Origin of the sequence: Terrimonas alba (assembly GCF_042434975.1) — a bacterium.
GTDB classification, from domain to species: domain Bacteria; phylum Bacteroidota; class Bacteroidia; order Chitinophagales; family Chitinophagaceae; genus Terrimonas_B; species Terrimonas_B alba.
Genome location: NZ_JBHMQM010000004.1, coordinates 367,487 through 390,668, shown reverse-complemented (window position 1 = coordinate 390,668; position 23,182 = coordinate 367,487). Strand labels below are relative to the sequence as shown.

Below are 23,182 nucleotides of genomic sequence, written 5' to 3'. Positions count from 1 at the left end.
TGCAATGAAAAAAATTGTTGCGCTGACTTTTATTCTATTGATTGCTCACAAAAGCTTTTGCTGGGGTTTTTATGCGCATCGAAAAATCAACCAGTACGCGGTCTTTCTCCTACCGCCGGGGATGATGATTCTTTACAAGCCCTATATCGGTTTTCTGGAAGAACATGCTGTTGATCCCGATAAAAGAAGATATGCCATACCGGAAGAAGGACCCCGTCACTATATCGACATCGATCAGTATGGTGTTTATCCTTATGACTCATTGCCCCGAAAATGGAGCGACGCGGTTGCTAAATACTCCGAAGACACATTGAATATGCATGGTATCGTACCCTGGTGGTTGCAAACCATGCTATACCGGCTCACCGATGCGTTTAAAGAAAAAAACCAGGCAAAGATCTTAAAGCTGTCAGCCGAAATAGGACATTATATTGCCGATTCACACGTACCACTACACGCCAGCAGCAATCACAATGGCCAGTACACCGATCAAAAAGGTATTCATGGTTTTTGGGAAAGCCGGATACCCGAACTGATGGCCGAAAAAGATTGGGATTTTTTCATTGGCAAAGCGGAGTACGTAAAAAATCCCGCTGATTTTATTTGGGCAAGAGTACTGGAAAGTGCGGCGGCTGCGGACACCGTTTTAAAATTCGAAAAAGAGCTGTCACTCGCCTTTCCCGCCGATCAGCGATATGCCTTTGAGGATCGCAATGGACAAATCATTCGTCAATACTCCTCTGCTTATGCCAAAGCCTACAATGATAAACTCAAAGGCATGGTGGAACGACGAATGCAACAATCCATTTTTGCGGTCGCATCCTTTTGGTACACAGCATGGGTGAATGCCGGCCAGCCCGATCTCACCAAACTAACTAACAAAAGTTTTTCTGAAGCTGAACTCAAGGAATTTGAAGCCCTCAATAATGCATGGAGAAACAGTTCCTTAAAGGGACGGGAACATGAATAGTTTCCCGTTACCGGTTGCTGGTTGCCCGGTTGTTATCAAAAAATCAATGAAATTTTTGTTACTGACAAATCTACGATACATTTTTCTTTACTGGTAACGGGAAACAGGCAACCGGTAACTATCTTTGCGCCTCATTTAAATCAGCTTAAATATGGTTGAATCTGTGAAATCTGTGATCCATAATTTCAATGCCGGGCCATCTGTTCTTCCCAAAGAAGTGTTTGAAGAAGCCAGCCGTTCGATTCTTGACTTTAATAATAGTGGTCTTTCCATTTTAGAAATTGGTCACCGTACTCCCTTATTTGAAGCGGTGATGGAGGAAGCACGGTCTTTAGTAAGAGAATTGATGCAATTGGATTCCGATCACGAGGTTTTATTTCTGCATGGCGGCGCCACCACGCAGTTTATGCAAATACCCATGAACCTGCTGAATGAAAATGATATCGCGGTATATACAGAGACAGGAACCTGGGCGGGCAAAGCTATTAAAGAAGCAAAATTGTTTGGTCATGTAGAAATCGGTGGTTCATCCAAAGACACTAACTACACTACTATTCCAAAAAACTTAACCGTAGCTCAAACCGCCAGCTATTTACATATCACTACCAACGAAACAATTGCAGGAACACAGTGGCATAACATTCCCTATGACCGGGGAATACCATTGGTTGCCGATATGAGCAGCGACATACTTAGCCGCCAGCTTGATTTCAATAAGTTTGATCTCATTTATGCCGGTGCGCAAAAAAATATGGGGGCTGCTGGTGTGAACCTGGTGGTGGTGAATAAAAACATCCTGGGAAAAGTTGATCGCAAAATTCCTTCCATACTGGATTACCGCAATCATATTAAAGAAGCGAGCATGCTGAATACACCACCTGTGTTTGCAGTATATGTTGCAATGCTAACCCTGCGTTGGTTGAAAAATATGGGCGGAGTAGCCGCAATTGAAAAATTAAATGATGCAAAAGCAAAATTGTTTTACGATACACTGGATAGCCTGCCGCTTTTTAAAGGGCCCGTTGCCAAAGAAGACAGAAGTAAAATGAATGCTGTATTTATTATGGGCGATGCGGCATTGGAGAAAGAATTTTTGGAACTCTGCAAAAAAGAAGGCATGTACGGTGTAAAAGGGCACCGCAGTGTCGGAGGTTTCCGTGTGTCCATGTACAATGCGTTAACGATTGACAGCGTAATTGCAGTTACCGATTTAATGAAAGACTTTGCAAACAGAAAAGGATAACATTTAAAAGATACTTAAAACTAAATGGCACAGATAAAACCGTTCAAGGCACTAAGACCCAAACAAGACATCGCTGAAAAACTGGCGTCCCGCCCTTATGATGTATTGAATAGCGTAGAAGCAAAAGAAGAAGCGAATGGGAACCCTGTTTCTTTTTTACATATTACCAAAGCCGAAATTGACCTGCCCGATGGGACAGGCCTCCATAGCCAGGCCGTATATGATAAAGCAAAGGAAAACCTGCAGCAGTTTCAACAAAAGGGAATTGTTTTCAGCGAAGAAAAACCCTGCTATTATATCTATCAGCTGATCATGAATGGCCGCAGCCAAACAGGTTTGGTATGTGTGTCGTCCGTTGATGATTATTTCAATGATGTGATCAAAAAACATGAATTTACCCGCCCTGAAAAAGAAAAGGATCGGATCGATCATATGAAAACGATTGGTGCGCAAACCGGTAATGTTTTCCTGGCCTATAACAATGTGCATGAAATCGATACCATCATTTACAACTGGAAAAATTCGCAGCAGCCTGTTTATGATTTTACGGCAACAGATGGCATTCGCCACAGTGTTTGGATAATTGATGATGTGGCTAAGGTTGACGAGATCACCCGTTTATTTGCGGAGAAGGTGCCCGCTACATATATAGCTGACGGGCATCATCGTGCTGCTTCTGCCGCTAAAGTAAGTACAGCCTTGCCGGGAAATGAAGCGGCGAAATATTTTTTGACCACCATCTTTCCCGCCAGTGAGTTAGCCATCTTAGATTATAACCGACTGGTAAAAGATCTGAATGGCATGGATGCCGATGATTTCATTAGTGCATTACAGGATGATTTCACCATTACGCAAAGTGCGGAACCTGTAAAACCGGCTCAACTACATGAGTTCGGCATGTATTTGGATAAACAGTGGTACATCCTTACGTCCCGCAAAGACACCTATTCAGAAGATCCCATTGGCGTATTGGATGTAACTATTTTATCTAATAATATTTTAGATAAATTATTGGACATAAAAGACCAGCGAACTGATAAGCGGATTGATTTTGTTGGTGGAATAAGGGGCTTAAAAGAATTGGAAAAAAGAGTAGACAGTGGTGAAATGAGAGTTGCATTCAGTCTCTATCCCGTTACGATCCGGCAGTTGTTTGATATTGCTGATAGTGGTAATGTAATGCCGCCCAAAAGCACTTGGTTTGAACCAAAGCTGAGAGATGGGTTATTGACTCATACCCTGAAACCCTAAATCCCTGAAGGGACTTACGAAGAGTCTGGTTCTCCGAAGTTTTCCTATGAATTTTAAATTGTTAATCTTAGGATGAGGCTGTGCCACTGTTGGCAATTTCTTTACTTTGCAGATTGGGTCATAAATAATAACAAAATGAAGAAAATAGTTTCTGTACTTATTCTTTCCCTTTCCATAGGATTCGCTTTTGCGCAGACAGAAGATGTCAAAACTTTACATGAGACAGCAAAAACATTTATGCGATCCGGCGATTTTGATAATGCCATCATTGTTTTAACCCGTGCATTGCAACAGCATAAAAACAACCTCGAATTGCAGAAGGACCTGGTGATGAGCTATTACCTCAAAAGAGATTATAGCAAAGCATTGGAGAAGGTGAAAACACTGGTTGACCGGGATGATGCCGACGTGGTTTGCTTTCAATTGGCAGGCAATGTGTACAAAGCTTTGGAAGAAGTAAAAGAGTGTGATAAGGTTTATAAGAAAGGATTGAGAAAATTCCCCAAAAGCGGGCCGTTATACAGCGAATATGGTGAGTTACTTTTTGCCGCTAAAGATTATTCCGCCATCAACCAATGGGAAAAAGGTATACAGGCTGATCCTTCCTACAGCGGCAACTATTACAATGCGGCACTGTATTACTCCTATACAAAAGATAAAGTATGGAGCCTGATCTATGGCGAGATCTATGTAAACATGGAAAGCCTGTCTGAAAGAGGACTGGCGATGAAAGCACTATTATTAAAAGCATACAAAGAAAAATTGTTTGCTGAAGCTGACCTGATGAAGGGTGAAGAAAAAAATAAAAGTGAGTTCGCCAAAGCTTTTTTACAAACCATGAGTAAGCAGTCATCGCTTGCCAATAAAGGTATTACTACTGAAACGCTGACTATGATCCGCACCCGTTTTATTTTGGACTGGTACCAAAATAATGCGACCAAATTTCCACTCCGTCTTTTTGATTACCAGCAACAGCTATTGAAAGCAGGATTGTTTGAAGCATATAATCAATGGCTGTTTGGTGCTTCCGAAAACCTGGCTGCCTATGATGCCTGGTCAAAAACACATACCGATCAATACGAAGCGTTCAACCAATTTCAGCGAAACAGAATTTTCAAAATGCCTGCGGGACAATATTACCAGGTGAACTAGTGAATAGTGAGTCAATGTCGTTTGTTTAAGTTCTTTTTATTGAACATTGAAAATTGAGCGTTGAGCATTGAACATTTTATTCCTGCTAAAGAAATGTTCAATTTTCAATTCTGGTTTCCTCAAGTAAACGACATTGAGTGAATAGTAGTATTTTATCGGCTGTCATTTAAACTAACCACTCCCTTTATAAACCAAGGCCCTGATCTTCCTGAGTTCAGGGCTTTTTTATGATATTTAGACTAATTTGTTTATTTTAATAACAGTTTTTAACTGTGGAAACTGATTATCCTTTAATGATTGCACTATGAACGAACCCCGGAGACTATTTGATTGCCTCGCCTGGCATTTAGAGAGGCAGCCACTGGATGTGATGCTCGCTGGTAAAGAGAGCGGACAATGGAAAAAATATGGCACCAAAGAAGTAGCAGGTATTGTGAATAACCTGAGCGCAGGTTTATTAAGCTTGGGCATTTCATCCAACGATATGACGGTAGAAGGTCGTGACAAAGTAGCTATACTTTGTAAAAACCGGCCCGAGTGGCTGATGCTTGACCTGGCCGTGCAACAGATAGGTGCTATCCTTGTTCCAATTTATCCTACGATCAATGTAAATGAACTGGAGTTTATCTTAAAAGATGCACAGGTAAAAATTGCTTTTGTCAATGATGAGGACCTTTTTTTAAAAGTACTGAGCCTGAAAGACCGGATTCCCAGCCTGCGGGAAATTTATACGTTTGAACATGCCCCCAATGCAAAATACTGGAAGGAAGTAACCGATAGAGCCACACCTGAGTTGATCGATCAAATAAAACCCATTTCGGAAAAAATAGCTTATGAAGATGTAGCGACCATCTTATATACCTCGGGCACTACAGGCACGCCCAAAGGTGTAATGTTGAGTCACCGAAATATTTTATCCAATGTCCTTGCCTGCCTGCCCTGCTTTCCGCCGGGTGAAAATATGAAGGCGTTAAGTTTTTTGCCGTTGAATCACATTTTTGAAAAAATGGTAAGCTACCTCTATATGTTCCGGGGTACTTCCATTTACTATGCAGAAAGTTTGGAAACCATTGGCGACAACCTGAAAGAAGTGAAACCTGATATGTTCACCACCGTTCCCCGCTTATTGGAAAAAGTGTATGACAAGATCATGCAGAAAGGAAATGAGCTGACAGGTGTGAAGAAAAAATTATTTTTTTGGGCGCATGGTCTTGCCGAAAAATTTGAGATCAATACCAACCAGGGCTTTTGGTACACTATGCAACTCAAACTGGCCAACAAACTTATTTTTAGCAAATGGCGGGAAGCGTTGGGTAATAATATCCGCTGCATCATTACGGGCGGGGCAGCGTGCCAGGTTCGGCTCATCCGGATCTTTACCGCTGCAAATATTGTGATCATGGAAGGTTATGGCCTCACGGAAACATCACCTGTGATTTCCGTCAACCGCTTCCAGGAAAAAGACAGGATGTTTGGTACCACAGGCCCCTTGATTGATGGCATTGAAGTAAAGATTGCTGAAGATGGAGAAATACTTTGTAAAGGGCCTAATATTATGGTGGGTTACTACAAACGGCCTGATCTCACTGCCGAAGTAATAACAGATGACTGGTTTCATACAGGCGACATTGGCATGTTAGTCAATGAGAAGTATTTGAAGATAACTGATCGCAAAAAAGAATTGTTTAAGACAAGCGGTGGCAAATACGTAGCCCCGTTATCGATTGAAAATAAACTGAAAGAATCACCTTTTATCGAGCAGGTGATGGTAGTAGGGCCGGAAAGAAAATTTGTGGGGGCACTCATCATTCCCTCTTTCCCCAACCTGCGTGAATGGGCCCGCCATAACAATATCCCGGATGCCAGCAATGAAGAATTGCTGCGCAATGATAAAGTACAAACCCTGTATAAAGACATCATTGAATCTTTCAACAAATACTTCAACCATGTGGAGCAGATAAAAAAATTTGAATTGCTGCCCAATGAATGGAGTATTGACACCGGGGAAATGACACCCAAACTATCAATGAAGCGAAAAGTGATCTCGGAGAAATATAAAGATGCTATTGAAAGAATTTATGTGTAAAGCAAGCGGAGCCAGTCTCCGCTTTTTTATTTAACTTATAGCAGTTCAAATTGCTTAATGTGTTAAACCTGGCATCATGAAACCTTCCGTTATCAATTCTTTCGATGAATATCTCCGGCAACAGACTGCAAGCGTTGAAGACAAGGCGAATTTGACGGATCTCCAGTTGAATGAATTTCGCAGGAAATATATTGAGCAATTACTGCAGGAAGAACTAGGCGAGTTAACCGAGGTAGAAAATTCAGTAATTAAAGCTGTCGGACATAAAACTATCCTTGCCAGCAGTCTTCAATTAAAAAAAGATAAAAAATTAACGGCAGGTGAAAAACTGGCCGACCAGGTTGCGTCTTTTGGCGGCAGCTGGACCTTCATTATTATTTTCTTCAGCTTTTTGTTGACATGGATTGCCGTAAATATCTGGTGGTTTCGCAACAGGGGTTTTGACCCCTACCCCTTTATTCTACTCAATCTTATTTTATCCTGTATTGCGGCTATCCAGGCACCCATCATTATGATGAGCCAAAACCGGCAGGAGGCCAAGGACCGTAAAAGAGCTGAGCATGATTATAAAGTGAACCTAAAGGCAGAGGTGGAAATCCGCCTGCTCCACGAAAAAATTGACCATATGCTCCTCCATCAAAATAAGCGGTTGCTTGAAATTCAAAAAGTTCAGATAGAAATGATGGAGCATATCAGTAAAATGATCCACGACAAGGGATAACGGCGCTGATTTTAGCTTATTCGCCCGCTCGTAATAGCTGCCAGTTTGTCCAATAACCAACAATTGGAACAGGACTTGTTAGTGCCTACCTGATTTTTTCAAAACACTTTCAGACTATGACACAAGAAAAAGGCTCTATCTCGATACACACCGAGAATATATTCCCGATCATTAAAAAATTCCTGTATTCGGACCACGAAATATTTCTTCGTGAGCTGGTTTCCAACGCTGTGGATGCATCGCAAAAAATAAAAAGACTATCCTCCCTTGGCCAGTACAAGGGAGAGTTGGGCGATCTGCAGGTGGAAATAGCGTTTGAAAAAGAAAAGAAAACGATCACCATCAGTGATAACGGCCTGGGTATGACAGCCGACGAGATCAAAAAATATATCAACCAGATCGCTTTTTCCGGCGCCGAAGAATTTGTTGAGAAATTCAAGGAAGCCAAAGACGCCAATGAGCTGATCGGCAAGTTTGGAATGGGCTTTTATTCGGCCTTTATGGTGGCAGAAAAAGTGGAAATACAAACCCTTTCTTACCAGGAAGGTGCTGAGCCGGCCTGCTGGGTATGTGATGGTACCACCGAATTTGAACTGACTGAAGGGAGCCGGACCAAACGGGGCACCGATGTCATTCTGCATATCAATAGCGAATCGGAAGAGTTTTTGGATAAATATAAGCTGGAAGGTATTTTAAAAAAATACTGTTCTTTCCTGCCCGTCCCGATAAAATTTGGTACCAAAACCAATTCAGAGCCTGATGGGCAAGATGCAGAAGGCAAACCAAAATATAAATCGGTTGAGGTAGATAATATCATTAATAACACCCACCCTATCTGGACCAAGTCACCATCAGAGTTAAAAGACGAGGACTATCTTGATTTTTATAAAGAGCTTTATCCGTTTTCGGATGATCCTTTGTTCTGGATTCATTTGAACGTGGATTATCCCTTTCACTTGACGGGTGTGCTTTACTTCCCAAAAGTGAAAAAAGAAATAGAATTAAAGCCGAACAAAATAAAGCTGTTCTCCCGCCAGGTATTTATCACTGATGAAGTAAAAGATATTGTGCCCGAATTTTTGATGCTGTTGCATGGTGTGATCGACTCACCTGATATTCCATTGAACGTATCACGCAGTTTTTTACAGGCCGACAGCAATGTAAAAAAGATCAATACCTATATCACTAAAAAAGTGGCGGATAAACTCGCCGACCTCTTCAAAAAAGACCGTAAAGTGTATGAAGAGAAATGGGAAGATATTGGGCTGTTTGTGAAATACGGCATGATTACCGAAGAGAAATTCTATGAGAAAGCAAAAAACTTTGCGCTGCTCACCAATACCAAAAAAGAGTATTATACGCTGGACGAGTATAAGGAAAAGGTAAAGCCATTGCAAACCGATAAGGATGAAAATATTGTTTACCTGTACACAACTGATCCCGCCAAACAGGATGCCTTTATTCAATCAGCCGAAGCAAAAAGCTATGATGTCTTGTTGATGAACTCTCCGCTCGACAATCATTTCATCAGCCAGGTCGAACATAAACTGGAAAAAACGCAGATCAAACGAGTCGATTCCGATACTATCGATGCCTTGATTAAAAAAGACGACAGCATTGCTTCTATACTGACGGAGGAACAAACAACAGCAGTAAAATCGGTGTTTGAAAAAAATATTCAAAAGCCGGGCATGTCGGTGTCGGTTGAAAGCCTTAGCCCAAATGAATTGCCGGTGACAGTAACCATGGATGAATTTATGCGCCGGATGAAAGATATGGCGCAGATGGGTGGTGGCATGGGTTTCTATGGATCAATGCCGGACAGTTATAAAGTAACCGTGAATGGCAATCACCCGCTTATTAACAAGATAGCACAGGCCGAAAACGAGGAAGAAAAAAATCGTATGGCGAAGCAGGCGCTCGACCTGGCTCTTCTTTCACAAGGTATGTTGAGCGGCGCAGAACTGACTGAGTTTGTAAAAAGGAGTGTGGAGCTGATTTAGGAAACCCCTAAATCCCCTAAAGGGGACTTGCTGATACACAGCCCAGCTCTTCGGAGATTCTTACAATTGGCTGACGCATTTATCAGGAGAGTAATATTTGAATCCGTGAACACAATTTATAAAGGGAGAATCGCAATGGTTATCCCTTTCTTTTTCAGTAAAAGACTTCCAGGTAATATAAAATTTTTCGATTTAAGTTATCCGCCGCGGAGGAGACAGGGGGTTATAATGACACGCCTCTCTTCCACGGTATAAAATCATCCTGGTTTAACAGCACCGCTTTGGGAATTACTTCACCACTGGCGGCTTTAATACAATATTCCAAAATGTCTTCTCCCATTTCCTCAATGGTTTTTTCTCCCTCAATGATGGGGCCTGTATTGATGTCGATGATATCGGCCATGCGTTTCGCCAGCGATGAATTCGTAGCCACTTTAATAGTTGGACAAATCGGATTGCCGGTTGGTGTGCCTAATCCGGTTGTAAATAAGATCAGCGTTGCGCCAGCCGCTGTTTTACCTGTTGTGGCCTCCACGTCATTGCCCGGCGTACAAACAAGATTGAGACCAGGCTTAGTAGCCGGTTCAGTATAATCCAGCACATCTTCAACCGGTGAAGTGCCTCCTTTTTTTGCAGCGCCTGTGCTTTTAATAGCATCGGTAATCAGGCCATCTTTGATATTACCCGGCGATGGATTCATATGAAAACCAGAGCCAACCTTATGCGCCGCTTCATTATATGTTTCCATTAAATGCATGAACTTCCGGGCCGTTCCTTCCTCTTTGGTCCTATCAATCAGGTCCTGTTCGGCCCCGCACAATTCCGGAAACTCAGCCAGCAAAACCTTCCCGCCCAGTGCTACTAACAGATCACTGCAATAACCAACAGCAGGATTAGCGGAAATACCACTAAAGCCATCGCTGCCACCGCATTTCACACCAACCGTCAGTTTATCAAGCGTTGCAGGCTTTCGTTCCATCTTGTTGGCTTCAATCAATCCCGCAAACGTTTTTCGAATAGCATCTGCAATCAGTTGTTCTTCGCTTTGCGATTGCTGTTGTTCAAAAATTAAAAGCGGCTTGTCAAAATTTGGATCTCGCCTTTTTACATCCTCCAAAAATTGCTTCACCTGTAAGTGCTGACAGCCTAAACTCAATAAGGTAATACCCGCTACATTGGGATGATCAGCATAAGCCGCCAATAAATTGCTCAGCACAGCCGCATCCTGCCGTGTTCCACCACAACCACCCTGGTGATTTAAGAATTTAATACCATCAATATTTTTAAAAACCCTGTCCTGCCTGTTTACAGCAGGTGTAAAGCTTACATTATTGATGTCCTCTCCTTTTTTATAAGCTTCCAAAAGATGATGTGAATACTGCTTGTATTTATCAGTAACATTATAGCCTAACTCATTGTGCAACGCTTCACGTATAACATCCAGGTTCCTGTTTTCACAAAAAACCGTTGGGATAAAAAGCCAGTAATTGGCCGTCCCTACTCTTCCATCACCACGATGATATCCCTTGAAGGTTCTGCCTTTAAATTTTGAAACATCGGGCGCCTGCCATCGATAATGAAAAGACCGATATGCAAACGGATCAGCAGCATGTTTGGTGTTGTCCGTATTCATGCGGCTTCCTTTTGCAACATCGAACTGAATTTTTCCGACTAACACGCCATACATGATGACCTTGTCACCAGTATGCATATCCTGCATAAAAAACTTATGCTTGGCGCCGATATCTTCCTGTAAAACGTATTCCGCTCCCTCGTACAAAATGTTTTCGCCCTTTGCCAGGTCTTGCAAGGCAACCAACACATTGTCGTTGGGATGAATTTTTAAAACTCTTGGTTTCATCCGTATATTTTTATTTGATTTTGGCTGGATGGAACTTACCATGATAATCCGCCGCGGCGGACCCCTATGTGATATAATGAAAATTTTACCATGGACGTTTCATCAAAAAATATTTTTGTATGTACCTGACTTTATCACGCAACACTCACTACTAACTGTTGGCCAAAGCCCTGTCAAGATGTACATAGCCACCGTCAACATGAATAATCTGGCCGGTAGTATGGCTTGACCGTTCGCTTAAAAGAAAAGCCACCATGTTGGCAATCTCCTCAGCTGTTGTCATCCTGTTCTCCAGGGGAATTTTAGAGGTGATCTCTCTTAATTTTTCTTCAGGGTTGGGCAATGTTTTGATCCACTTATCATACAGTGGTGTGTAGCATTCGGCTACTACTACTGCATTCACCCGAATGCCGTATTTTAATAGTTCAACAGCCCACTCTCTTGTTAATGCATTCCGTCCTCCATTAGCAGCAGCATAGGCCGAGGTATTACCCTGTCCTGTTTCTGCAGTCTTCGAACTAATATTGACAATTGAGCCTTTTGATTTTTTTAATTCCGGCAAAGCGTGATGCACTACCAGGTAGTAGTGAACAAGATTACTATGAAGACTTTGCATAAATCTTTCGTAGTTGCCGTTCTCCAATCCTACTCCATCATTTACCCCTGCATTGTTTACCACTCCATCAATCCTTCCAAATTGCCTTACGACTTCCTGTACGGCCTTTTCACATTCCTGCGGAATGGAAAGTTCGGCAGTGACTTCGTAGGCCACTCCTCCCTCTTCTACGATACGGTCTATAGCATCCAGGTTATCTTTTTCACTGCGCCCGATAATAACAGGAATGGCTCCTTCTTTCGCTAATGCTTTTACAATGCCTTCACCAATACCCTTGGCGCCACCCGTTACGATAATGATCTTGTCTTTTAAATCTAATTCCATGTATCAATTTTTACAGATTATAAAACTGTATAGCATTTTTAGCAAATACTTTTTCCTTGTCTTCAGACTTATAATCTTCCATATATTTTAGCAATAAGCTTTTCCATTGCACGTACATGCCCGAAACCAATATCACGGGCCAATCGCTTCCAAACATTAATCTGTCAACTCCAAAACATTCAAACACTGTATCGAGATAAGGATAAAAATCTCCCGGGCTCCACTGCTTCCATTTGGCTTCCGTAAATAATCCCGACAATTTGCAATAAACATGTTGGTTAGCCGCTATCTCTTTCATCAAAGCGGCCCATTCGTCTATTTTTTTGGTGGCTATTTCCGGTTTGGCGCAATGATCGATGACCAGTTTCTGATCAGGAAACTTTGCTACAAATTCGACCGCTGCTTTCAATTGGCGCGGATAGATCAATACATCATACGTGTAATTGTAAGGTTGCAGGGCTTTTACGCCTTTTTGAAAAGCAGGCCTTAATAAAAAATCATCAGGTTCCCCCTGCACTATATGTCTCCAGCCTTTAATGCTTTTATACTGGGAAAAATATTGAAGCCTTTCTTCAACCTTTTCATTTTGCAGATCTACCCATCCCACTACCCCTTTGATGATCGGGTGTGTTTTGGCCAGCTCCACCAAAAAATGTGTTTCCAATTCAGATTGATCGGCCTGGACAGCAACACATCCATTGACTCCATTCCGGTTCAAGGTGCCCGCAATCGTTTCCGGCAGGTAATCCTGTTGGAGGGTTTTCATATTGTCCATCCATGTATCCCTTACCTTATTGTATTTCCAAAAATGCACATGGGTATCGATAATGCCCTGCAAGGAAGGATTGTCATTTTCGTCTATGTTGATTTGATCACTCATGACTTTTGATAGGCTATACAGGTTTGTTTCGATTTTCCTAATCCATCAATCCCCAGTTCTACAACATCCCCCGGCTTGAGGTAGATCTGTGGATTAAATCCTAAGCCAACGCCAGCCGGTGTTCCGGTGGAGATAACATCGCCGGGCAACAACGTCATAAACTGGCTGACATAGGATACCAGGAAAGGAATTTTAAAAATGAAATTGGCCGTGGTTCCGTCCTGCATCATTTTATCATTTACTTTCAACCAAAGTCTCAAAGCATCTACATTTTCAACTTCATCTTTCGTTACCAGCCAGGGGCCCAACGGCGCAAATGTGTCACAACCTTTCCCCTTATCCCATGTACCATTTCTTTCCAGCTGAAATTCTCTTTCGCTTACATCATTGTGCAGACAGTAACCGGCTACATAATCCATGGCTTCCGACTCATCAACATAACTTGCTTTTTTGCTGATAACAATTGCCAGTTCAACTTCCCAGTCTGTTTTCACTGAATTTCTTGGAATAACAATATTGTCAAAAGGCCCGGTTAGCGATGTGGTTGACTTCATAAAAATGACCGGCTCCGGCGGAATAGCAGCCCCGGTTTCGTTTGCATGATCTGCATAGTTCAGACCGATGCAAACAATCTTGGACGGCCTTGCCACCGGCGAACCCAACCTGATATGAGACGGCACTTTTCGCAACATGCTTTTGTTCTGTTCTACCATCCACGCCAGGTGCGGAAGCCCGCCATTGGCAAAAAAACGTTCATCATAGTCCTGTATAAAACCCGACACATCGAAATGTTCATCATTAATGCACACACCTGGTTTTTCATTGCCAACTTCGCCAAATCTTATTAGTTTCATAAGCCCCCTCCCGACCCCCCCTTAGGGGAGGCCATCCTGGCACAAACCCCTATAGAAGAAATGTCTTTTTTAAATTTTTTATTAGTTAATAAATGATTTTAACATCACACATTTTTTGCATTCTTAATTCACAACTCATCATTCACAGTATGCCTAATTATTCAATTTTATAAATCCGCCATCAATCGGGTAATCACAGCCTGTAATGAACGATGCTTCGTCGCTGCATAAATACAAAACGAGATAAGCAATCTCATCCGGGTTTGCCATTCGTCCTATGGGCTGTGTTTTAGACAACTTATCAAACATTTCCTGTTCTTTTCCCGGATAATTTTTTGCCAAAAACCCATCCACAAACGGTGTATGCACACGGGCAGGTGAAATGCAATTACACCGGATTTTATAATTGATATAATCTTTCGCTGTTGACAGTGTCATTCCAACAACAGCTCCTTTTGTCATTGAGTAAGCAAACCGATCGGGAATGCCAACCGCCGAAGCCACCGATGCAAGGTTAACAATAGCACCGCCCTTTTCTTTCATCAGCGGCACGGTGGAATGTAAAAGATTATACACTCCTTTTACATTGATATTGAAAAGACGGGTGATATCCTGCTCGCTGGTATTTTCTACATTGCCTATATGCGCTACACCGGCATTGTTGACAAGAATGTCGATGCTGTTTGTTTGGGTATGTATTGTGGCTACAATATTTTTTACCTGTTGTCGATCACTCACATCGCACTTAAAGGCATGGGCAGCTCCTGCTATTGCGCTAATTTCTCCAACCACATTATCAGCACCCGCCTCATCATAGTCGAGGATAAAAACTTTTGCTCCCTGCTTCGCAAATAATTTAGCTATCGCTCTTCCGATGCCACTACCGCCCCCGGTAACAATGGCTGTTTTGTTCTTTAAATCAAACATAATCTGAGATCATTTAGTTGACCGCCAGGTCAAAAATTTTGTTCATCAAAACCCATTTTTCACCGGGCTTTGCGCCGGGTATGGCTTGCTGGTGTTTCCACATCAGCGTCTCCCACTCCTGCACCTTCGGGTTAGCCGCATCCGCCGCTCCTTTATTGGCAAAATTAAATTCATCTGTCGCCTCTATGATCATAATTAGCCGGTTGGTGAAGCGATAAATTTCCATCTGCACAATGCCGGCATCGGTAATACTTTTTTTGATTTCCGGCCACACATCCTTATGGTATTTTTCATATTCCGCGATGAGTTTTTCATCATTCACCAAATCAAGAGCTAAACAATAACGTTTCATTTGTTTATTTTTTTAATGCCTGATGTGATGAATCTGCCCGCCACTCATTGCATAATCCTATTTATTCATTTAAACTAATATAAAACCTCAACGGCTTTTTCACTATGTTTATATCCTTTGAGCCCAAAGAATAACACCACAGCAAAACAAATTAATGGCACAACGTAACCGTATTGAATGTTATCGGTCTTGTCGGCAATAAATCCGAGTAATGGCGGTAAGGCTGCGCCTCCTACGATGGCCATTATGATGAGACTTGATCCCGATTTGGTATCCGCTCCCAGGTCCTGAATCCCCAATGCAAAAATGGTCGGGAACATAATCGACATAAAAAATGAAATGCCAATGACAGCGTACAACGTTATTATTCCAGAACCGAAAATCGTAACCAAAGACAGCAACATACAAATCACAGAATAGATCGCCAGCAATTTAGGCGGCTCAATAAATTTCATCAGAAAGGTCCCCGCAAATCTTCCGACCATAAATGCCAGGCCGGCTGCACCCGAATAGTAGGAAGCTTCTTTTTCATTTACACCAGCCGCTTTGGTGGCGAATAGAATAAGAAAGCTAAGTATACAAACCTGCGCTCCCACATAAAAAAACTGAGCGACAACCGCCCATGTCAGATGCTTGTGTCTGAAAGCATGGAAAAAACCATCTTTTTCTTTTTCATCTGCTTCTTTTATATCAGGCAGTCTGGTAAAATAAAAAATTGCCGCTACCACCAATATCGCAATTCCCAGAATGATGTAAGGAAGTTTTACCGTTGATGTTTCTGCCAGCAAATAAGTATTACGGGCCTGTTCGGACATGGCAGCCACCTCAGCATCGCTTAAAGGATTATCGGCAAGTATGAAATGCCCGCCTGCAATCGGTGCCAGGAAAGCAGCCAACCCATTAAAAGATTGAGCGAAATTCAATCGCTGTGTAGAAGTTTCGGGCGGACCCAAAATGGTTGCGTAGGGGTTAGCAGCTGTCTCCAAAATGGTTAAACCGCATGCAACTATAAACAAGGCTCCAAGGAAAAAAGCATACTTCATGGTATTAGCTGCGGGAACGAATAAGAAACACCCAACAGCAAAAAACGCCAGGCCGATGAGAATACCCGTTTTATAGCCATATTTTTTCATAATGAGCCCCGCAGGAATAGCCATTAAAAAATAAGCGATAAAAACTGCTGAATCTACAAGCGATGCCTGTAAGGTATTTAAACTAAAAGCCCTTCTGAGATGTGGAATCAATATAGGATCAAGATTGTGAACAAATCCCCAGAAGAAAAACAAGCTCGTTACCAGGATAAAAGGAAAAAGATACTTTTTGTTTTGATTCATATGTTGGACAACGTTTGGCGTTTCATTAAACCGAAAAGATATATGATTTTATCAGATCAGCGCTTAAAACAGAAGTAAAAAAGCGCCTTAGGTTAATTTTAATGAATAGATAGCCAAATAAATACATAATTTTTCTCAGTCCCGGCCGGTAGAACCTCTCTTGTCGGCAATAATTTCTACACTTAGCGAACCCTTATTGGCACATCTATTGACATAACAGGGATAGCTAACCTTTATTAAATGATATTCCGTATTCATTTATAAATTCTTAGCGGATAGACGGTTCACACCAATGTCAATTTTTGTAAAAACTGAAAAATTAAAACCAATGAAAAAAACACTCTTAGTCTCAACAACCGTAGCCTTGATAGCTTTAAGTAGTTGTAAGGATCAAACCAAATCCGCCTATTATGATTTAAACAAGGGCGAATCAGTGGAATTGGTAAAAGATGAAAAAACCGGGCAACTGGTAGATGCTGAAACAAAGGAACCCGTTTACATTTATGTGAATAAGGAAACCAATGATACCATACTCGGTTCAACAGGCCAGGTGATCAACGGACAGGTGATAGAATCTGACGGTAAATACACCTATGCGGAAATAAAAGTGGAGCAAGATGGCGAATACAAAATAAAAGCGGACGACTATAAAGAGAAAATGGAGAAAGATGGTGATCTAAAGATCAAGGATGGTGACTCAAAGACAAAAACAGATGGTGAAACCGGCGAAGTGAAGCATAAATAATATTGAATATTTAAAAAGAAATGCCCGCAGACAGCGGGCTTTTTTTCATTTTACCTGAAGTTAATCTCTGCTCTTACATGAATATTGTTTCCTTCCCTCGTAATGCCATAACTGCCGCATAGTGTAACCCTGTTAAGCGGCATGATGATAATACCGGCGCCATAGCCGTTATGCCATTGATTAGATTTTTCTCCCGGCATCCACACTCTGCCTATATCATGAAATCCAAAAAGACCAACACTACCACTGTAGAAAAAGCTTTTGACACCTGTCAGCCATCTTAACTCTACGTTATTATAAGCTATTCCTTTCCCATAAAAACGTTCCCGCTGATAGCCCCTTACTTCTGTTTGTCCACTTATCCTGTTTAAATGATAAAAATCGGGATCGCCAAACACCGTTCCGCCACCTGCCCGTAATGCCAGGGTGAATTTTTTACTTAGCGGAACAAATGCTACTGCCCAGGAGTTGATTTTAGCAAAGGTAGATCCCGTATCGCTGAGGTTGCGAAGAAAACCTCCCGCTACATTCATCATTACACCATGGGTAGGATAAATAGATCCGTTAGTTTGATCATAATTATAAACAGCTTCCACTCCTGCAAATTGTTTACGGGTAAAAATAGATGGATCAATAAAGTCATGCTCGCCGATATAATGTGTCGCAGTTTTATCATACTTTATCGATTGATATACCAGCGACACTTCTGCATGATGAATACGTTCAATATTTCGTTCAAGACCAATAGCACCATACACACGTTGGCTAAATGTCCGGTAATAATTTCTCGTTTTATTAGCGAAAATGGTATTATTGCCGGTACCGAAATAGTTCTCTATTGCCGGATCATCCAGCCTTAGCTTTACCACCATATCCGATTTTCCAAATGCTCTCCCGAATCGCCCTACATAAGCTATATTAAAGGCTGTCCGCAGAAAGCCATACAATGCATTGATCGAATGACTGGTTTGGTATTCGGGCTTCTTCCATGGTTTGGAAGTATAGGTAAACCCTGCACTAACTTTTATGCCTGTTCTTGGAAAAAGGTCCAACGGATCTTCATTGAAGACCCTATAGGCTACAGGCGTAAGAAGAGGAAGTATAGAAACATCCAGTTTTTTTCGCCATGCGGTGTCGTACTCATATTTTTTGCCGCGGTAAAATCTTACTCCATGTGCATCGTTAACAGGCCTTATAATAGAATCTTTTCCTGTCGGATCGATTACCCTCACTTTTACCCTGCTTCTTTCATTGCCGGTTACCTGGATGATGTCTTCTTTTTTTAAACTATAAATTCTTAGTTCTTTTGTTTCCCTTGCATTGAAGGTGCGGGAGTAATAAGGTTGTTCAGCTTTTTCACCTTCTTTGTTTATCTTAAACACTTCCACAGCCACATCATTGCCGGGCAGCGTATTGATTTGAATAAATTCTATTTTATCAGAACCATGAATGGTCACTTCTTTTGCGAGATAATCATAGTATTCGTTCGCATATTTTTCCAGGTCATCCCTGCGGGATTTTAGTTTGACAATTATTTCTCTTCCCGAAATAGCAAACAACTCCGGTGGCATGCGGCGAATACTGTTTTCAATCAATTGGTCTGTCAGCACCTGTTGTAAATACCTTGCCTGTTCAATCCAGGTTTCTCTTTTCAACTCGTTTGAAAAAAGTTTGTCTAATGGCCGACCGGGAAAATTCCATGCGCCCACATTTTTAATTGAGGGGCCAAAGCCCTGCACTTGTCGAAACATCGGTAATGAACCTGCAATATCGGGCAATAGTCCATCAATTTTTGTATACGCCTGGTCTCTGTCTCTTGGTACGGGTCTGTAAATAGTTTGCTTACCTTCTTCAAACTCCGCCCAACGCCAATTATCCGGGTGCCGTCCCCAATCACCGATAAACATATCAAAAAGCCTTGCTCTTACAAAAAGTATTGGGTCTACACGGTTGTCGTTGTCTTCAAATGTTTCTTCGATCATCTTTTCACTACCCACCACATTTTTGCTGTGGCCAAAATTGGGCGCATCCTGCTGATTTTCGTCGGGCCGTTCTTCAAACAAATACAGTTGATCGCCATACTCATCATTGAATTCACTCAATGAGTTTTGTTTCGGCACAAAAAAGATCTCCGGCACTGTATGATAAATACCTGCCGCCTCTATCATCGGCGTAATGGTATAGGCGGCATAGGGATGTCCAAATGAAGCCTGGTCTTTTGCGATACGACTGATAAAGGTGACATGAAGATTATCACGTAAGCCCTTTCCAAAATCCTTGTTGACACTGCGGAGTACATATTCCTTACCATTTTTATCTTTCAACCGCAATGATTTTGATTGCCTGCCACCGCCTTCCTTAACCGGAACCAGGCCACCCCGGACTGTGTCGAGGTAAAAATTTTCCACACGGATGGGCGTACTCCACTCTTTCCGATAATGACTTCCCCAAAAAAAATTGTGAAAACCTGAGCGTTTATACTCTTTACCGGGAACAACAACCGTAGTCCCTTTCACAGTTGGTGAATCTGTTACGATAAATGTTTGGGATTTCAGCACATTTTGCAGCCCTAACACAAAGATTATAATACAAATTGTGTCTTTAACCTTAAAATAAACCAGTTTCCCCATAAAAAAGTAAATAATTGAACGAAGCGGCCAACCTAAAATTGCCCAGTATCACAACCGTTCATTATTACTTATGCAACAATGATACCTTAGATTTTAAGGGCATATAATTGCACAGATTCGTCCACACCCTTTAGTGAAATCTGTCCTAAATCCTCTCCCTGCCATGATTTCAAAATGCCCGTATCAAAATATTCTTTGGAAACGACGAATTTTTGATTGAGATCATTGCAGGCACTACGGATACGGGCGGCGATATTCATAGCTTCACCACTGATCGCAATATCTTTTTTTATGACACCGATTTCTCCAATGGTTACATCGCCTGCGTGAAGCCCTACTCTGAACTCCGGGATTACACCATACTCCCTTTTAAAATAGTCGGACTTGCGTTGGATCGCCTTTCTTGATTCGATGACTGCATTAACAGATTGCAAAATGTTTCTTCTCCTGTAAGGCCAGGTCACCACCATTTCATCACCGACATACTGGTAAATCATACCGTTGTACTGGAGTACCGCTTTTGAAACATAGTAGATGAAATCTTTGATGAAAAGAAAATATTTTTCATGACCCAGCGTTTCGGAGATAGGAGTAGAATCTTTGAGGTCAAGAAACATGATTATTCTTTTTTCATTTCTTGGTTTTAAATATTTACCTGTTACTATTTCCCAAAAAACTCCCGGCGAATATTTCTGATCGATCTCTACAAGGATCAATGCAGACAGCAGCATTATCAGCCAAAACAAAAGACTCTCAGTCATCAACCGGGTATAAAAAAAATAATCGAGAAACTGTGTGGCTGTTTCCTGGTAACTGAGGCCCTTAATAAGCAGGTAATGGAGAAAAAAAAGAAGTATGGTGGCCGCAGAAGCAATAATCAATAAAATGGTTCCTTTGATCAGCCACCCCGCCAGCAATGAGAAATTTCTGAAAACATGTTTTAGCCCACGCAACATCAATCCTGATATAATAAAGCTTACGATCAACGTAAAACTAAAGCGGAGAACATAAGCCCAAAAGGTGGTTTCATGATATGCATAGTCAATATTGGTTCCGGAAGTAATATTTCGATAATAGAGAATAAGATCAATCACTGTCCAGGCAACACTTATTACAACAATTCGCCGAAGGCGATATCTCGCTACCCGCGATGAAAGTTGTAAAGTGCTTTGTAACCAGCTCATGAGCGACTTTTTAGATACCTGTATATTTTCTCCTGCGGGCCCGGTTGTCCTGCCTGTTGCAGATCGTTCGTTTTAAACGATCGCAACTCATCATCAAGTGACACGGCTTTTACCGTATCACTCCATTGTATCCCGAAATAACTAATAAGATCATCCTTTAATACACTATCAGGTATTGGTATACAAACCTCGATGCGGTGTTGCAGGTTTCTTGTCATCCAGTCAGCAGAACCGATGTAAATTTTTGTATCGTCACCTGTTCCAAAAATGAATATCCGGCTATGTTCCAAAAACCTGTCAATAATTCGCTTGACCTGGATAGTTTCACTCAAATTTTTTCTGCCCGGAACGATGCAACAAATACCTCTCACCAACAGGTGTACATCCACTCCTGCTTTGGCAGCTTTGTACAGCAGGTCGATCATGTACGTATCTTCAAGGTTATTTACTTTGATCCTTATCAGAGCTTCTTTGCCTTTTGCTTTTCTTTTTATTTGTTCATTGATTTCTTTTTCAAAAGCATTGACCATATTGTATTGCGACACCAACAGGTGATGAAACTCCCCGGACGCATTTTTTTGTGGGCCTTTTTCTTCCCCCAGGATATTAAAGAGATGTGACAGATCCTTAATGACTTCCTGCCGGGTAGTAAACAGAGCATGATCGGTATAAAACCGTGCCGTGGTTTCATTGAAATTGCCGGTTCCTATATAGCCATACCCGTTTACACCACCGGCTGTTTTTCTTTTTACCAAAGCAATTTTTGAATGCACTTTTATTCCGGGTATGCTGTAAATGATCTTTACGCCTGCATCCACCATAGCCTTGCTCCACTTGATATTGTTGGCTTCATCAAACCTGGCTTTCAGCTCTACAAACACTTGCACCTTTTTTTTATTCTTTGCGGCGCTGATCAAAGCATTTACAATATGCGACTCGGCTGCTACCCGGTATAAGGTGACAGATATAGATTGAACATCGGGATCAATGGCCGCCTGGTTGAAGAAGGCCAGCACAGGATTATAACTCTCATACGGAAAGTGTAGAAGCAGGTCTTTAACTTCTATTTGCCTGAAAATATCGCCACAGTATTCAAGCCCGATAGGTTTTAAAAAGGACCATGAAGCATATTCCAGGTCTTTTCTCTTTACCGGCAATGAAGACAGGTCGCTTAAATTATGATAGCGGCCACCCTCATACAAATCGTCTTGTTTTAATCCTGTCAACTCTGCCAAAAACTTCTGAACGCTTAATGGCATGCCCGGTTCATACAAAAGCCGGGTTGGGCTGCCCAGTTCTCTTTTGACCAGTTGCTTTTCAATTTTTTTCAGGATATCTTTTTCAAAACCTTCTTCATCAAGATAAAGCTCGGAATCACGGGTTATCTTGAAACTGTAACAGTTATGGATAGTAAAGCCCGGGAAAATGCAATTTAAATTTTCACGGATTATATCATCGAGAAAAACGATATGCTGTTCGTTTCCCTCCGCCTCCAGCTGAACAAACCGGGGCAATTTATCAGCAGGAATATTAATGACAGCATGCGACAGAGCATCCCGTCCTTCTTTTTTCAGCAGTACAAAAAAATAGATCTTATTATTTCCCGGGAAAAAGTCCTGTTGAAAGGATTCGATAAAAACGGGTTGAATGAAAGCGAGAATTCTGGAAAAAAATAATTCCCGGATTTGCGAAACGTAGCCTGACGGCAAAGAACGATTATAGTATAAAAATATTCCATTTGCTTCCAGCTCCGGCAATATTTGCCCGTTTACAATACCGCCATATTCTTCCAATTGCGTCGAAATAATTTCCTGGACTCTTTCATAAAGCTTTTTATCAACTGAAGGATCAATCTTATGGAGTGTCTTAGTTTTTAGCTGCGAATACAAAGAAATAATAGGGTAACGAACCCGGAAAAATTCGTCCATATTGCTGGAAAAAATGGACAAGAACTTTACCCGTTCCAGCAGCGGTACTGATGTGTCAGCAGCTTCCTGCAACACCCGGTGATTAAACCCTAACCAGCTAATATCCCTGTTGTGATACATA

At 41.7% G+C, this 23,182-nt stretch carries 18 protein-coding genes; 8 read left to right on the top strand and 10 right to left on the bottom strand.

Annotation, left to right across the window (positions count from 1 at the left end):
- The first annotated feature begins 4 nt into the window (after positions 1-4).
- The 7 genes from ACFEL9_RS13610 to htpG all read left to right on the top strand — a co-directional run bounded on the left by ACFEL9_RS13610 (position 5) and on the right by htpG (position 9,426).
- Positions 5-970, top strand: coding sequence for a zinc dependent phospholipase C family protein (locus tag ACFEL9_RS13610; RefSeq protein ID WP_385890874.1), 966 nt, complete (start codon positions 5-7; stop codon positions 968-970).
- A gap of 163 nt (positions 971-1,133) precedes the next feature.
- Complete coding sequence (gene serC, locus ACFEL9_RS13605; RefSeq protein WP_385890873.1) at positions 1,134-2,213, top strand: 3-phosphoserine/phosphohydroxythreonine transaminase; 1,080 nt, start codon at positions 1,134-1,136, stop codon at positions 2,211-2,213.
- A gap of 24 nt (positions 2,214-2,237) precedes the next feature.
- Complete coding sequence (locus ACFEL9_RS13600) at positions 2,238-3,464, top strand: DUF1015 domain-containing protein (protein ID WP_385890871.1); 1,227 nt, start codon at positions 2,238-2,240, stop codon at positions 3,462-3,464.
- A 135-nt stretch (positions 3,465-3,599) separates the two neighbouring features.
- Positions 3,600-4,616 (top strand): tetratricopeptide repeat protein, encoded by a 1,017-nt coding sequence (locus ACFEL9_RS13595; RefSeq protein ID WP_385890869.1) that lies wholly within the window; start codon positions 3,600-3,602, stop codon positions 4,614-4,616.
- Positions 4,617-4,920: 304 nt separating this feature from the next.
- Positions 4,921-6,702 carry an AMP-dependent synthetase/ligase gene (locus ACFEL9_RS13590; protein ID WP_385890866.1) on the top strand — a complete coding sequence of 594 codons (1,782 nt, stop codon included), beginning with the start codon at positions 4,921-4,923 and terminating at the stop codon, positions 6,700-6,702.
- A gap of 76 nt (positions 6,703-6,778) precedes the next feature.
- Positions 6,779-7,423 carry a DUF1003 domain-containing protein gene (locus ACFEL9_RS13585; protein WP_385890864.1) on the top strand — a complete coding sequence of 215 codons (645 nt, stop codon included), beginning with the start codon at positions 6,779-6,781 and terminating at the stop codon, positions 7,421-7,423.
- A 116-nt stretch (positions 7,424-7,539) separates the two neighbouring features.
- Positions 7,540-9,426: a molecular chaperone HtpG gene (gene htpG / locus ACFEL9_RS13580; RefSeq protein ID WP_385890862.1), complete on the top strand. Its 1,887-nt coding sequence runs from the start codon at positions 7,540-7,542 to the stop codon at positions 9,424-9,426.
- 223 nt (positions 9,427-9,649) lie between these two features.
- On the opposite strand, the gene ACFEL9_RS13575 is transcribed toward htpG, so the two are convergent.
- The 7 genes from ACFEL9_RS13575 to fucP all read right to left on the bottom strand — a co-directional run bounded on the left by ACFEL9_RS13575 (position 9,650) and on the right by fucP (position 16,574).
- Positions 9,650-11,287 (bottom strand): UxaA family hydrolase, encoded by a 1,638-nt coding sequence (locus tag ACFEL9_RS13575; protein ID WP_385890859.1) that lies wholly within the window; start codon positions 11,285-11,287, stop codon positions 9,650-9,652.
- A 151-nt stretch (positions 11,288-11,438) separates the two neighbouring features.
- On the bottom strand, positions 11,439-12,227 hold the full coding sequence (locus tag ACFEL9_RS13570) for an L-fucose dehydrogenase (RefSeq protein ID WP_385890857.1): 789 nt from the start codon (positions 12,225-12,227) through the stop codon (positions 11,439-11,441).
- A gap of 10 nt (positions 12,228-12,237) precedes the next feature.
- Complete coding sequence (locus ACFEL9_RS13565) at positions 12,238-13,107, bottom strand: amidohydrolase family protein (RefSeq protein ID WP_385890854.1); 870 nt, start codon at positions 13,105-13,107, stop codon at positions 12,238-12,240.
- The gene (locus ACFEL9_RS13560; protein ID WP_385890853.1) at positions 13,104-13,961 is read right to left on the bottom strand and encodes a fumarylacetoacetate hydrolase family protein; all 858 of its coding nucleotides are present in this window, start codon (positions 13,959-13,961) and stop codon (positions 13,104-13,106) included. Before ACFEL9_RS13560 ends, ACFEL9_RS13565 begins: the two co-directional genes overlap by 4 nt.
- A gap of 153 nt (positions 13,962-14,114) precedes the next feature.
- Positions 14,115-14,888, bottom strand: coding sequence for an SDR family NAD(P)-dependent oxidoreductase (locus ACFEL9_RS13555; protein ID WP_385890850.1), 774 nt, complete (start codon positions 14,886-14,888; stop codon positions 14,115-14,117).
- Between the two features lie 13 nt (positions 14,889-14,901).
- Entirely contained in the window at positions 14,902-15,240 is a 339-nt protein-coding gene (locus ACFEL9_RS13550) for an L-rhamnose mutarotase (RefSeq protein WP_385890848.1), read from the bottom strand.
- A gap of 74 nt (positions 15,241-15,314) precedes the next feature.
- Positions 15,315-16,574, bottom strand: a complete 1,260-nt coding sequence (fucP, locus tag ACFEL9_RS13545; protein WP_385890845.1) for an L-fucose:H+ symporter permease — start codon at positions 16,572-16,574, stop codon at positions 15,315-15,317.
- 328 nt (positions 16,575-16,902) lie between these two features.
- Between fucP and ACFEL9_RS13540 the strand changes: the two genes are divergently transcribed.
- Positions 16,903-17,319: a hypothetical protein gene (locus tag ACFEL9_RS13540; protein WP_385890843.1), complete on the top strand. Its 417-nt coding sequence runs from the start codon at positions 16,903-16,905 to the stop codon at positions 17,317-17,319.
- A 50-nt stretch (positions 17,320-17,369) separates the two neighbouring features.
- Here the strand turns inward: ACFEL9_RS13540 and ACFEL9_RS13535 are convergent, their stop codons facing one another.
- The 3 genes from ACFEL9_RS13535 to ppk1 all read right to left on the bottom strand — a co-directional run bounded on the left by ACFEL9_RS13535 (position 17,370) and on the right by ppk1 (position 23,181).
- Positions 17,370-19,877, bottom strand: coding sequence for a BamA/TamA family outer membrane protein (locus ACFEL9_RS13535; protein WP_385890841.1), 2,508 nt, complete (start codon positions 19,875-19,877; stop codon positions 17,370-17,372).
- A gap of 158 nt (positions 19,878-20,035) precedes the next feature.
- Complete coding sequence (locus ACFEL9_RS13530; RefSeq protein WP_385890839.1) at positions 20,036-21,133, bottom strand: adenylate/guanylate cyclase domain-containing protein; 1,098 nt, start codon at positions 21,131-21,133, stop codon at positions 20,036-20,038.
- On the bottom strand, positions 21,130-23,181 hold the full coding sequence (gene ppk1 / locus ACFEL9_RS13525; RefSeq protein ID WP_385890836.1) for a polyphosphate kinase 1: 2,052 nt from the start codon (positions 23,179-23,181) through the stop codon (positions 21,130-21,132). The genes ACFEL9_RS13530 and ppk1 overlap by 4 nt, the downstream gene beginning before the upstream one ends.
- Position 23,182: the final 1 nt, after the last annotated feature.

What these genes read in the sequence shown, in the direction of transcription:
- ACFEL9_RS13550 (WP_385890848.1), bottom strand. Translation starts at nt 15,240, where the DNA reads ATGAAACGTTATTGTTTAGCTCTTGATTTGGTGAATGATGAAAAACTC.
- ACFEL9_RS13540 (WP_385890843.1), top strand. Translation starts at nt 16,903, where the DNA reads ATGAAAAAAACACTCTTAGTCTCAACAACCGTAGCCTTGATAGCTTTA.
- ACFEL9_RS13585 (WP_385890864.1), top strand. Translation starts at nt 6,779, where the DNA reads ATGAAACCTTCCGTTATCAATTCTTTCGATGAATATCTCCGGCAACAG.
- ACFEL9_RS13600 (WP_385890871.1), top strand. Translation starts at nt 2,238, where the DNA reads ATGGCACAGATAAAACCGTTCAAGGCACTAAGACCCAAACAAGACATC.
- ACFEL9_RS13565 (WP_385890854.1), bottom strand. Translation starts at nt 13,107, where the DNA reads ATGAGTGATCAAATCAACATAGACGAAAATGACAATCCTTCCTTGCAG.
- ACFEL9_RS13560 (WP_385890853.1), bottom strand. Translation starts at nt 13,961, where the DNA reads ATGAAACTAATAAGATTTGGCGAAGTTGGCAATGAAAAACCAGGTGTG.
- ACFEL9_RS13575 (WP_385890859.1), bottom strand. Translation starts at nt 11,287, where the DNA reads ATGAAACCAAGAGTTTTAAAAATTCATCCCAACGACAATGTGTTGGTT.
- ACFEL9_RS13530 (WP_385890839.1), bottom strand. Translation starts at nt 21,133, where the DNA reads ATGAGCTGGTTACAAAGCACTTTACAACTTTCATCGCGGGTAGCGAGA.
- ACFEL9_RS13595 (WP_385890869.1), top strand. Translation starts at nt 3,600, where the DNA reads ATGAAGAAAATAGTTTCTGTACTTATTCTTTCCCTTTCCATAGGATTC.
- ACFEL9_RS13590 (WP_385890866.1), top strand. Translation starts at nt 4,921, where the DNA reads ATGAACGAACCCCGGAGACTATTTGATTGCCTCGCCTGGCATTTAGAG.
- ppk1 (WP_385890836.1), bottom strand. Translation starts at nt 23,181, where the DNA reads ATGTATCACAACAGGGATATTAGCTGGTTAGGGTTTAATCACCGGGTG.
- ACFEL9_RS13555 (WP_385890850.1), bottom strand. Translation starts at nt 14,888, where the DNA reads ATGTTTGATTTAAAGAACAAAACAGCCATTGTTACCGGGGGCGGTAGT.
- htpG (WP_385890862.1), top strand. Translation starts at nt 7,540, where the DNA reads ATGACACAAGAAAAAGGCTCTATCTCGATACACACCGAGAATATATTC.
- ACFEL9_RS13570 (WP_385890857.1), bottom strand. Translation starts at nt 12,227, where the DNA reads ATGGAATTAGATTTAAAAGACAAGATCATTATCGTAACGGGTGGCGCC.
- fucP (WP_385890845.1), bottom strand. Translation starts at nt 16,574, where the DNA reads ATGAATCAAAACAAAAAGTATCTTTTTCCTTTTATCCTGGTAACGAGC.
- ACFEL9_RS13610 (WP_385890874.1), top strand. Translation starts at nt 5, where the DNA reads ATGAAAAAAATTGTTGCGCTGACTTTTATTCTATTGATTGCTCACAAA.